Annotated in this window: 8 protein-coding genes and 1 riboswitch; of the genes, 3 read left to right on the top strand and 5 right to left on the bottom strand. The window is 54.2% G+C overall.

Translation table 11 applies throughout. The annotated features are described in order from the left end of the window. Window positions 1–746, bottom strand: a 746-nt coding sequence (locus QTO30_RS21385) for a TonB-dependent receptor (RefSeq protein WP_340426210.1), incomplete at its 3' end; no start/stop codon positions are given. A gap of 137 nt (window positions 747–883) precedes the next feature. Continuing rightward, window positions 884–1,097: riboswitch (cobalamin riboswitch) on the bottom strand. A gap of 200 nt (window positions 1,098–1,297) precedes the next feature. Here QTO30_RS21385 and mobC point away from each other — a divergent pair. After that, a complete protein-coding gene (gene mobC, locus QTO30_RS22200; protein WP_445327204.1) occupies window positions 1,298–1,510 on the top strand; it encodes a plasmid mobilization relaxosome protein MobC in 213 nt (70 codons plus the stop codon). Here mobC and QTO30_RS21380 read toward each other — a convergent pair. Next, the gene (locus QTO30_RS21380; RefSeq protein ID WP_340426209.1) at window positions 1,446–1,703 is read right to left on the bottom strand and encodes a hypothetical protein; all 258 of its coding nucleotides are present in this window, start codon (window positions 1,701–1,703) and stop codon (window positions 1,446–1,448) included. The genes mobC and QTO30_RS21380 overlap by 65 nt on opposite strands. 74 nt (window positions 1,704–1,777) lie before the next feature. Here QTO30_RS21380 and QTO30_RS21375 point away from each other — a divergent pair, with 74 nt between their 5' ends. Further along, entirely contained in the window at window positions 1,778–3,370 is a 1,593-nt protein-coding gene (locus QTO30_RS21375) for a relaxase/mobilization nuclease domain-containing protein (RefSeq protein ID WP_340426207.1), read from the top strand. After that, a complete protein-coding gene (locus QTO30_RS21370) occupies window positions 3,367–4,032 on the top strand; it encodes a hypothetical protein (protein WP_340426206.1) in 666 nt (221 codons plus the stop codon). Before QTO30_RS21375 ends, QTO30_RS21370 begins: the two co-directional genes overlap by 4 nt. Before the next feature lie 67 nt (window positions 4,033–4,099). Here the strand turns inward: QTO30_RS21370 and QTO30_RS21365 are convergent, their stop codons facing one another. The 3 genes from QTO30_RS21365 to QTO30_RS21355 all read right to left on the bottom strand — a co-directional run bounded on the left by QTO30_RS21365 (window position 4,100) and on the right by QTO30_RS21355 (window position 11,911). Continuing rightward, complete coding sequence (locus QTO30_RS21365) at window positions 4,100–4,507, bottom strand: hypothetical protein (RefSeq protein ID WP_340426205.1); 408 nt, start codon at window positions 4,505–4,507, stop codon at window positions 4,100–4,102. 10 nt (window positions 4,508–4,517) lie between these two features. Continuing rightward, window positions 4,518–10,919 (bottom strand): two-partner secretion domain-containing protein, encoded by a 6,402-nt coding sequence (locus QTO30_RS21360; RefSeq protein ID WP_340426204.1) that lies wholly within the window; start codon window positions 10,917–10,919, stop codon window positions 4,518–4,520. Window positions 10,920–11,068: 149 nt separating this feature from the next. Continuing rightward, a complete protein-coding gene (locus QTO30_RS21355) occupies window positions 11,069–11,911 on the bottom strand; it encodes a tetratricopeptide repeat protein (RefSeq protein WP_340426203.1) in 843 nt (280 codons plus the stop codon). Window positions 11,912–11,974 lie beyond the last annotated feature (63 nt).

The following is an 11,974-nucleotide window of genomic DNA, read 5'->3' as shown; positions in this document are numbered from 1 at the left end:
TCAGTCGATCCAAAAGGTGTGTCATCGAAGTCATAGCGCTCTTCTGACCGCCGCACCGTGAAACCCAGTCTCAGATCATCTGTCACAAGATAATCACCCGACAGGATTGCGGTATTGCGCTCTAAGCCGTCCTTTTCGCCCCCGTCGCCGGACTGGTCATAGCCTTCGTCATCCGTGCGTGACAGCGACAGTGAGATACCGCCACGAGCATTTCTTTGGGCGACAAACGCGGTTGCAGTCGTTGCATCACCAACCTCAAGCGTAGTGCGTGCGGTGGTCCCTTCTTCACCCTTATCGGTGATGATGTTGATGACACCAGCCGACGCATTCGCGCCATAAAAGACCGATTGCGGCCCCCGCAGCAGTTCGATGCGTGCGATGTTGGCGGTTTCCAATCCGCTCAAGATGTACTCACCATCGCCGCCTGCGGCTTCGACGCCATCGATCAGGATCAGTGTGTGGTTTGCCTCTCCGCCACGAATACGCACTTGGGTGAATGTGTTGCTTGATCCGTTGACCGAGACGCCAGGCAGGGTGCGCAGCGCATCCTGGACATTCGTGATACCGCGATCTTCAATATCCTGCGCAGTGATGACACTTGCCGCTCCGCCGTAGCGGGCGGTTTCAATAGGTGACAGACCTCCGGAAACGATGATCTCGCCCAGATCAAATGTATCTTGCGCGAATGCAGTGGTTGTCAGTGACGAAAAAATGGCGACAGAGGCCAGCAGAGTGGAACGGGTCATTTTTATCCCTCAATCGCGGCTCCAAAAAGAACCACGTTACTAGTGTTATGTCACACGGAATAAGACGAACCTCTCCCGCGCCAACGTTGGAACACCACGAGCGGAAGGTCCGCAGTCCGAAACGCCCCTCGCGTCCGAACAGGGTGAGGGCTTGGGCAGGTCTCCTGACTCGCGGGTCGTCGCTCTGCCGGACCTTCCCATCGCGCTTTGCGCAACAGTGGTATATTCCGGCTTTGCTCACCGCTCACAGTTGCGGGGGCAGTCGCGGATTTGGTGCCTGATGGCTAAGCCTCACCGCGTTCCCTTTTAACCAGACAGCGCACCGCCCGGACCAAAGCATTGCGACGCTACGACGCAAATTAATCTTTGTGAAGACGGAATGTGACCAATTCATCTGAGCCGCTGGCTACATAATCGAAGAGATGGGTCACTGAAAATTTTTCGCCAAAGCAGTCATTCACGCAACACCGCTTTCGGCACAAACGTAGTTCAAAGTAGTTCCTTAGAGTGTCATTTCGCCCCGTCCTGCAAAGGACCCCACACTGGACGGTGTGCGTGTCGAGCGGCGTCATCAGCTGCGGCGGGTTGATCCCGATCTGTTGCGGCAGTTGGCGCGGCTGGGCAACAACCTCAACCAGCTTGCTCGGTGGGCCAACCGGGATCAGCGCTATGCCGACAGTGCGGCGGTGATCGGACGGCTCATTGAGATTGATCGTGAGCTGGCGGCCCTGCGCAAGGCCTACGAGATCCCCGATGAGCGGTAGTGGCCGCGTATTGGCGCTGTGCTGCGATCTGCGCGCGGATCATCGCATCGTTGCGTTCTTCGATAGTCAGCACACCGCATGGCAGGGCCACGAACCAGTCCTCGATCCGCAGCATGACCGTCAGTGGGTCCGGTGCCAGCGCGGCCCAGCGAACGCCTTCGATAAAGATGCTCAGTTGTCTGTGTTCGGTCATCAGCGCTCTCCGCGTTGTTTGCGCAAAACGCTAAGGGCAGCCACGACCCGGTCATATGCACGGGGTGGCGGGCCATGCTGATCAAGTTCTTCGGCGGCAAGGGCGGTGGCGGTGCCATTGCCAACTACCTCGTTGATCCAGAGCGGGCAGGGCGGGAGGGCAATGCGCCGGAGGTCGTGCGGGGTGACATCCAGCAGACCCGTGAGTTGATCGACAGCCAGGATCGCAAGTGGACCTTTACGACCGGCGTGATCAGCTTTGCGCCAACTGACGCACCCAGCAAGGCCGACCAGGAGAAGGTCATGAATGACTTCGAGCGGCTGGCCTTTGCGGGGCTGGAGCGGGACCAGTACGACATCACCTGGGTTCGTCACAGCCATACCGGGGAAGGGCGGGTCGAGCTGCACTTCCTTGTGCCGCGCATGGAACTCTCCACGGGCAAGGCGCTCAATATCGCGCCACCGGGTTGGGAGAAGTCCTACGCGCCGCTCAGGGATGCCTGGAATTATGAGAAAGGCTGGGCACGACCAGATGATCCAGACCGTGCGCGGTCGCAGCAGTTCAGCTTTGAAAATGCCGACAGGCAGGACGCGCGCACGGCGATCACAAGTTATCTCGAAGACCGCATCGTGAGCGGTGTCATCACCAACCGCGACGACATCATCACCTCGCTGAAAGACGCGGGGTTCGATGTGCCGCGTGCAGGCAAGAATTACGTGACTGCGCTTGACCCCGAGAGCGGTGAGCGCTGGCGATTGAAAGGACGGATTTATGACGCAGGATGGACCAGGGCCGCAGAGTATCACCGAGAGACTGAAAGCCAGGTCGGCGGAGGACGCCAGGGCGATGGAGGCCGCGATCCAGAACGAGCTGACGCAGCTCGCGGAGAACTTGCGACAATCATCGACCGACGCGCTGAAGCAAACCAGGGAAAGTATCAACGTCCAGATTATGGAGATCGAGGCGCAGATCAGCGCCAGCAGGGACCGGATGCTGAGCGCACTGACAGAGATCGAGATCAGGCCAAGGCGGACCATGAGAAAGATCATGATCGTCAGCGCGGTGACAGCCGCGATCATCGCGATGATGCCATGGCTGGTGATGAGCTATCTCGGGATCAGCGCGACAGAGACGGCAGGGACATGGCTGGATCGGAGGGTGGAGATCAGGGAGCAGGAAGCAAGGATCAACGCGCTGAGCGGGATCAGCCTGATAGAGATCGACGGGCAGGAGGTTCTGATGCTGCCCGCGACGACAATGCAGATGTATCAATGCGGGGAAACACGGACACCCTGCGTCAGGATTGGGGAGTAGGGGGCGATGGACCAGTTAACCAGCTTAGAGAAAGCGCTCTTGCAAGAGTTCAAGAGCTTGGCCGCCATATCCGAAACATTGGTCTCCGCCTCACAGAATACGGATCAGCAGCTCTTGAAATATACAGAGCATTGTTCCGGCGAGATAGCGCGGCTGGCCAGCAGACAGACCGCGCTGGAGGAGCGGCTCGCGACAGTGACAGAGGCCTTGAACAGGCAGACCGCGTCAACGAACGCACTGATCGACAGCGTGAACAGATTGATGACCGCGCAGAACAGATCGAGCGGGTAAATGCGCGGGAAGAGCGCATCAGGGATGTCATTCAGAAGCAACGCGGGGATCGGGAACGGTGACTGATGAAAAGCTGACAAGTGGATCGATTGTGTTCCGCCAGGAAGATGGTGCGCCCGCGCCGCGCATCTACGTCAATGATGTTGTAAGAGGTGCCCTGCTGGCCGCCAGGTATCGGGAGTGCGCCTATTGTGTCGATGTGATCTCGCGGCAGGACGAGGTGTACCTCGGTTGGAAAAATGGTGCCCCATCGGTGAATGCCACAACCGCCCGTGCATTGTCGGACAGGATCGCGCTCTATCAGCCGCCAGATGATGGTTATGATGATGGCGATCAATCCGCCCTTTACATGCGGTTGCAGGCGATAGCTCTGATGTTGGAATGGGGCTTCCAGTTGGCTGTCGGAGGAAAGCCGGAACACCATGACCCCAGCATCCTGCATGCTCATCCGAATATCGATGATGACCTGTACGAGATCGAGAAAGAAGGCCGGTTGTTGCGAATCCAAGTTGCAGAGGCTGCCCCCACTCGACGAGCCGCCATGGTCGACGATTGGCTGTCTGACGTGAATCGATCCTTCGTCGGCTATCGCCTGGAGTTTATGGCGTTGGGTATGCTGCTGGAAAGCTTTTGCGGCTGCGAGCACATTCAGCGGCTTGAGCAAGAGCTTGCGTGGGTAGATGCTGTGTGGGAGTTGAACACGCAGAACGTAAGGCCGATCTGAGGTCGCGCGTATCTGTCTATTTGATGGGCATATTTGCGGTGGCACAAAAGCGCGACAGGTCCAGTGATTAAGTAAATTCAATCGTGCATTCAGTAAGACTGAATGACCGTCCATCAAAGGTTACTAAGTTGCCGTTTTCGATCCTTGCAAGTTCGCTTCCTACTGCAGCCGCACCCTGTTCAATATCCTTTCTCCAGCCAACTAGGTCACCCCTAAACCGAACGGCACAAAATATCTCAGATGTCGTCGTTTCTATGAGGCAGCCACCCTCGTGTGCGCCGCCTGACTGTGCGTTTGGGGGATCAGAGAAATTTAGTATTCTTTGAAACAGGGCACGAGCACTTTGGCCTTTCTTAACCGAAAAATATAGCACACGGTCGCTATCGAACTCTTCTGAACCCGGGATTTCAAGTTCATCAGGTTGGGCTATCTTACTCCCGAGCACATTTTCCATATGTGTCGTTGGTCTTTTCATAGAGGTTACCCTACCGTGTTGGCGTCACAACGAATTCAAAGTTGGAAATTCCAGCATCGTTGAAAACTCTTGTGTAGTGCTGTGCCAAAGCTGGATTGTTCGTATGGTAAATGGCTCCACCATCGAACGCTTCAGAGTAGTTCCTTGCTTGATTAATCATCTTTTGCTGTTCGGCAACAGCCCAAGGCTGGGTTCCGTTTGGACTGTTTGGGTTACGGATTGATGTAGCCCAATCGTCGGTAAATTTTGCGTCAACCGCCGTTGTTCTGCCGTTAATCACCGCAACGTCATCTGCAATCCCGTTCACTCGACGACCATCGACAATGACCGTGAAAGAGCGATCCGATAGTGAAGCCCCGCCGTAGATTTCACGCACACCAGTTTCATATGACTGTGCTTTATCAATGCTCCTAGCACCAGTAACACTTACCGCATCTGTTGTTCTGAACGCTCCATTTTGTGGAGCTGTGTCTGTAATATAAGCCCCGCCGGTACTGCGCTGTATGCTAACCCCTTGAGCAGCGACGAATGCTTCGAAATCAGTTCTGCTGCCTCCTACGTAATCATTGATGAACGCTTCAATAAAGACCTCTGATTGTAGCGCCATCATTGCTGCGCCAAAGTAGCTTAGATCGTCAGGTGTGGTCCCTTCTGGCATCTGATCGCCAAGCAATGCCTGCATGTAGAGTTGACCTTGTTGTGGGTTCTCTGCACTGGTTCGTTTAATCAGCTCCACCATTTCAATGTAGCCACCTGCGCCCCCGCCTATAGCGGTGCTGCCAAGAGGCGCTAGATTTTGTCCGAGCTCGGTCAGCAAATGTGTTGTTTGTCCTACATCGAGCGTGTCGAAGAAGGCTGGATTGGTCGCTAGTGTTGTCAGTGTTAGTATAGCGGTCGGAGATGCGTTCGCCGTTAGGATGCGGTCGTCGTAACTCGCGTCAACAGCAATCATATCAGCAACAAGTGCGGCAACTAGATCATTGTTTGAGAACTCTAGATTAACGCTTGCGTCATGCAGATCCGCTTCGCTTGCGGCAACGACATTTGCATGGGTCACGCCAAGTTGAGCGAGCACATCGGGTTGAGCGGCTAGACCGTCAAGGAAGGCGATACCAGCTTCAACCTCGGCACCATAGCCTACTTCCAATCGGACTGCGAAATCATCACGACGATATGCAGCAGTCGCCAAATACGCGCGAGCAGCTTGAACTTGGGTAGCAGAGCAAACGCCATTGCTATCACAGAGCCCCAGTTCGCGTGCAAAATCTTCCGCGTAGGCCCCAATTAGCTTTGCGAGATCGGGATGCATCTGTCGGTTATGCTGTGTTGCCGACAAACCGATCGCTGCGGCAGCGCTTACATTCTCTGCTTTGCCGGACGAAGCAAGGAAACCGGCTGCAGTAGCAACAAGTTCCGAAAGGTCGGCCTCATAGGCGCGACGTGCAGCTTCCTGATCTGTGGGAGATAGTGCCGGATCAACTTCGTATGGGTTTCGCTCAAAATACCCCGATAGTAATGCGGATGATATACCGCCTGCTGCCCCGGCAGCACAGTCTGCGCCCTGTGCCTCGGCCGCAGCGCAACCTGCCATACCGTGCAGAAGAACGTGGCCCAAGGACCCCTCGCCGCCGTTGATGGGGTTACCGTTGGCGTCAGAAAACAGATCGCCGATCTCGTTTTGTGTATCGGCCAGTCCCAGCGCGACGACCGAGCTGACGAAGGATGTCTTGAACGCATCGTTGAAATCAGCCCCCGTGACTGCGGAATTGATCCCGGCGCCAAGGGTCGCGTCAAACGCGCCCTCCATGATCGCAGCACCGGTCAGGTTGTTCCCGCCGAAGAGCGAGGCTTGCATACCTTCACCCCACGTGCCGCCGAACAGCGTGCGGGTCCCAAGCTCGTCTACCGCGCCAAAGGCTGCGTTACTGTAGCCTTCTGCCAATGCCGCATCATCCAGTTGGTCGACCGCCTTCAGATTGATTGAGCTGGTCAGGAACTGCGTTCCTGCAGAGATGGCGGCTCCTTTGAGGATTTCGCCCATATCGAATTCGCCGGAGATGGTACCGTTTGCGATCCCCACGGTTGTTGAAGCCGCCATAGACGCAACGGCCTTGCCCGCATGGGTCAGAGTGTAAACCGTCTTGGTTGTGCCATCGGCCAGCGTGACCAGATTGCCCACATTCAGACCAGGCAGCGCACCGGCTGTCAGGTATGTCCCGAACCCTTGAGTCAGAACGGTTGTGAGAACGACCGTGAAGGCAGGTGAGAGTTGCTTAGTCTCGTCGTAGAAGTATTCGTCAAGCAGGGTTTGATCCAGCAGGACCAGTCCGGCAAGCGCTTCGAGCTCCTCTGGATAGAGTTCGCTCAACGGTAGACTGTCTTCGCCACCTTCGTTGTACAATGTAACGTAAGTGTTCCCTCCAACCGAGAAACTGATGTCGCCCCCAGCGTTAAAGGTGGTCAGAACCGCCGTCTCGCGATGAGATTCCTCTGTCGCTGTTGTCGCCAGCACGAGCCCTACGTTTTGTTCGTAGTAGGACTCTTTTGCTGTATTGATCGCTGCTTCAACAATCAGATCTCCGCCTACATTGAGGCTCAGGTCTCGACCTGCGGAAAGTTGAGCACCTATGAGTTCTGTGTTGCCGCCAGAAACGAGCGTGAGATCAACATCGGCGAGGATATCGGTCCCGGTCAGCATTTCATAAAGGTTGTGGCTAGCGCTTGATGAGGACATCAATCCAAACAGGAAGGACCGACTTGTCTTGCGATATTCTTCCCGTGTGTCTGTAAAGGTGCCCGCGAGGATATCGCCCTGCGTCGCAGACACATTGATGTCATCCGCAAGGCTTTGGAGTGCAGTGCCTGCAAGGATCAGATCTCCGGTCTGGGACTCGATGTTAAGCAGGCCACCGGCGATAATGTCGGTGCCATCATGCGTGGTTTCAGAAACCGTGCGCCGCGATCTTTTGGTTCGGAACCAGTTACGGCTGTATGACCTGCTCTCGTATCTATACTCTTCAACTGCAGCAGAAAGCATGATGTCGTTTGCTGCTGCGATGTTGGCGGAACCAGTGGCTTCGATCAGAGCCCCTTCCATCAAGATGGTATCACCAGAAAGCGCTGTGAAATCACCACCGCTGGCTACTTCGGTCACATGTGGTTGGACATCCCAGATGTCCGTTCCATTGTTTGAACCGCCGGACTGGTATTGAACGACTGAGCGGGGCGCCAACAACCCCAGTTTTCCAGAAGTGGCAAGGAGCGTGTCTTCACCGGAATCGATCTTCGTTCCCGCGAGAAGAATATTACCGTCCGGATTTATCGTAAGATCACCACCTGCAACCAATGTTGACAGCTCTTGTGAAATAATAGTGTGGTTGTTCGTCCAAGTTTCATCCGCGAGTGATCCGGCAACATTGTCAAAACCGGTATCGCTGTCATAGGTCCGAGCAACCGTTCCAATCTCCACCGCGCCCGTACCACCGATCCGGAGGTCGGTTTCTGAGTCGATGTTCAGACCGCCTGCGAGGAAATCACCGATACTGGTAATTTGGACCGAGCCACCACTTAGACTTGAACTGTAAGCCGTTTGATGACCGGACGAAGCGACATTCAGGGCACCCGATGCATCTATGATGCTATCGCTAATATTGGTGCCGAGTGCGCTAAAGACGGAAACATCGCCATCGGCAAAGACCTGGCTCAGCGCACTAACCATCCTGACGGGGTCATACCCGGCAAAAGAAGCCTCAGTCGCGCGCATGAACGCGATTTGATCGTCCTGTAGTGTGAGATCATGGTTAACAAATAGCGGGTTGCCATTTTGATCGACGGCCACTCCATTGACATCAAGCGAGGCTACCAAATCATTGGTGATATTTGGAAAATACTCCGAAACCAGTGCCTGCATGAGGCTCTCTTCACCAAATGTACCTGTCCCGCTAACCAATACTGAGTTCGGGTCTATGTCAGTATTGACAAACCCGCCAGGCAGGAATTCTCCGTCGTGTAAACCGACAGAGCGGGCTGCTGCACTGATGTCAGAACCGACTTCGGCACGGGCAAGCGCTTCTACGGCCAGCAGGGCTTCGTTACCTTTCACAAAGTTCCAATATTCATTAGCCGCTGAGCTATCTGTTTGATCCGTAAGCGCCTGTTCGAACCGCGCATCACGGCTCTCCAGATATTCATGAATTCCGTCGGCAAGCGTTTCATCACTGTTAGCTGCATAAAACAGCTCATCTGTTAAGTAGCCGGTCAACTGGTTAATTTGTTGTTCCATAACAGAATCAAGCGCGACACCATCAGGAATAGGAGCATTGTCAATGACGACCTTCCCCTCGCGCGAAAGAAGCATCAGATCTTCAAGCGCATTCATGTGAACACCTAGCAATGTTGCATCGGCACCTGTGTGAATGGTGATGTTTTTTCCGGTGAGGCGTGTATGTGCTGAGTCGACCGAGAGCGACTTCGTAACTGTCCAATTGTCAGGATAGTGACAACCAGCGCATGCATTTGTGGCAACATGTTGTAGTCTATGGTTGGCCGCAACTACAGACGACAACTCCGCACCACCTTCGACTTCTATCTTGATATCACCACCAGCTGATACATCAGACCCAATAGAGGCAAAGTTGCGCCCTGCTTCGATTGACACGTCCCCATAAAGCGAGGCAAGTGACGCAGGAGCAAATATCGTCCTGTTCCATTCAGTATGGCCACCTACAAAAAAGAGCGTGTCACTCTCTGTTATTTCCTCGATCGCGACGAAGTTATTGGACTGGAGTGTGTTCTCGACATCGCGTCCTGCCTTCAGAGTTAAATCGCCCGCAGCTGCGATCGTGCTCGCCTCGTTCCGGATATCCTGCTCAGCTGAAACCCATATTTCACCTCCGGCAAGCAACTCCGCACTGTTATAATCAGTGCGATAGCCACAATCAGAGGCTGAACATCCATCTTCAGGGCCCAGCTTAGTTTGCAGTCCGATTGCGGTGTTTATGACATCATTACCAGACAAGATCGCTATGTCGCGCGTCGCGGCCATAGCCCCGCCGATGTTTTGGACATCTCCAGTGTCGGTCATCAGAGAGATATTCTGTGCAGTCGAAGATGCACCCTGCTCAACATATTCAGCGATTGCTTCGGTTAAACCTGCGCGCGCAATCATCTCGGCGGCAATAGCACCTATTTCGCCCCCACTGGCCAATTGCTGATAGTAGGCATCTACATACTGTTGCAGGATCGGGTCGATATTGACGTCATACTCTGCCGCGATCTGCCGCTGTTGCGTGATATGTTCACCTGCAAAAACCACCAAATCATGGTCAGCGATCAAGAAGCCGTTGTTGATCAGTGATCCATTTGAAACGTCGAATACGATATCACTGCCACTAACCTCTCCCGCGATGACAACATAGTCCGATGCGATGATGTCAATATTACCGCCACTTGCGATAACGCGACCATCGTAGAGCGTAAACTTGTCTCCACTGATACTTAGCCCTGCTGCATCAACGTTTCCGTATTGACGTACCTCCGATCCAGTGATGATCCCGTAGCCTGAGAGCGTAATATCTTTGTAAAAAAGGTCCCCTGCAGAGGCAGCAGTCGCTGTTTGAGCGTCCAATGCGCCATAAAGGTTGACGCCCTGCCCGGCCTCTCTGTTGAGAATGGTGATATTTGCAGCTGTCAGATTGGCCGCATCACTGGCGTCAACGGCAAATGGCGTATTGCGCGCTGTCGTGCTGGGTGCGGCAACGATCTGATCACTACCGATGACTGTTTCTTGCGCCCCGGTTACCTGCTGTGCGCCACCAGAAACCATCAGGTTTCCTGCTTGCACACCGCCAGTTGTTGCAATCGGGCCGTTCAGCATCACTTCGCGTGCAAAAATGTTGCCGTTTTCGCCTGGCGCGAACCCGTCAGAACCTACTGTCACGATACCTTCAGTCACGTTGACGTTCACAGTCCCGTTTGTGACCGTCGCACGACCAGTTGTCAGGCTCGTCTGTGACGAGTTCAAAAAGGCACAGCCATTGCAGACAATGCCATTTGGATTGGCAATGATGACAGCCGCTTTCTGACCAAAGACTTCTGTCGTGCCGTTGAGTGAAGATGGCGCTGCACCAGTGACCTCGGCAACGATTGTATTTGCAGGGCCAGATACCATAAGGTTCGGGTTTGCCGTCACGTTTTGCCCGATCACGCTGACACCGCCGGATGTGGCGTTGTTCAGGATTAACCCGTCCTCGCCTACGCTGAATGTCGTAAAGTTGTTAACTGAAACGCCGCTTTGCGGGGTTGCAATATTGATCTGGGGTGTTCCGTTTGAGGACTGTAGAAAGGATGTTCCCGGTGCTGAGGGATCAACAATCACATCCTGCGCGTAAGATGGCAGAACAGAACTCAGCACGATCGCGGCTGACGAAACTAGGCTGACACAATTACGAACTGGTGTGTTCTTTTGGCGCTGCGAGGTTCTGTAATACATCATGTTCGATCTTTTCTTCTAAAATTGTAGCAATTATGACGTAGCTTGGGTCAAGGCCCAGCTTTTTGGTATCAGTCTTCCAATGAAAGTTGCGCCTGCCATTCACGTGCACGCTGTTGCGCCAGCAGTATGTCGCTCGTGCTCATCGCAGCTTCAAGCGTCGCCCGCAACTGTGCCGCATCTGGATGCCCGAATGCAGTGGCCAAGTTAAAATATTGATGCGCAGACACTAAATCCTGTTGTCCCAGTAGCCCGGAAGCATGCAATTCACCAAGTCCGTGCAATCCGTCAGGATGACCAAGTGCGGCAGTCTGCGCAAAAAGTTGCTTTGCGGCTTCAACATTATGATCAGGCCCGAGATCGGACAAGTTTATCCGGGCCAGTGTGTTCATCGCATCAATGTGTCCATTATCAGCGGCAAACTTAACATGGTCGATTGCTCGCTGCATGTCTGGCTCTTGACCACGCCCTTCCAGCAGAATGCGACCGCAGTTAAATGCGCCGTTGATATCCCCAAGCTCAGCGGCTTCACAGATTAGGGCAGCCCCGACTTCATAGTCCTGCAACACCCGTTCGCCGCGCATATGCAAGAGCCCCAGCCGATTTTTGGCAGCGGCCGACCCACTTTCACTGGCAACGACATAAGGCCCGATCGCAGCATCCAGATTTGGCGGACTACCCAGCCCAAGCTCGAGCATACGGCCAAGCAAGAATGCTCCCTCTGGATCACCAGCCTCGAATGCCGTTCGAAACGAACGGGCGGCAAGATCAAAATCGGCAACCTCAAGTGCACGTAGTCCTGAAGCAACGCTGCTTGGATCTTCAACATCGGTCGTTTGAGCGGTTGACGTCAACGGAATGGAAACAGCAAGTGCAATCGCAGGAATTATGTTTCGATGTAAAAATAAGTTCATTCTGAACACGCTTCAGCTTTCAAAAACGTTACTTCAGTTAAGATCGACAGATCGAATAATGCA

It is taken from the genome of Yoonia sp. GPGPB17, from assembly GCF_037892195.1.
Taxonomy (GTDB): Bacteria; Pseudomonadota; Alphaproteobacteria; order Rhodobacterales; family Rhodobacteraceae; genus Yoonia.
This window is presented reverse-complemented; position numbering and strand designations above follow the sequence as displayed.

Coding starts and splice junctions, on each gene's coding strand:
- QTO30_RS21355 (WP_340426203.1), bottom strand. CDS start 11,911: ATGAACTTATTTTTACATCGAAACATAATTCCTGCGATTGCACTTGCT.
- QTO30_RS21375 (WP_340426207.1), top strand. CDS start 1,778: ATGCTGATCAAGTTCTTCGGCGGCAAGGGCGGTGGCGGTGCCATTGCC.
- QTO30_RS21380 (WP_340426209.1), bottom strand. CDS start 1,703: ATGACCGAACACAGACAACTGAGCATCTTTATCGAAGGCGTTCGCTGG.
- QTO30_RS21365 (WP_340426205.1), bottom strand. CDS start 4,507: ATGAAAAGACCAACGACACATATGGAAAATGTGCTCGGGAGTAAGATA.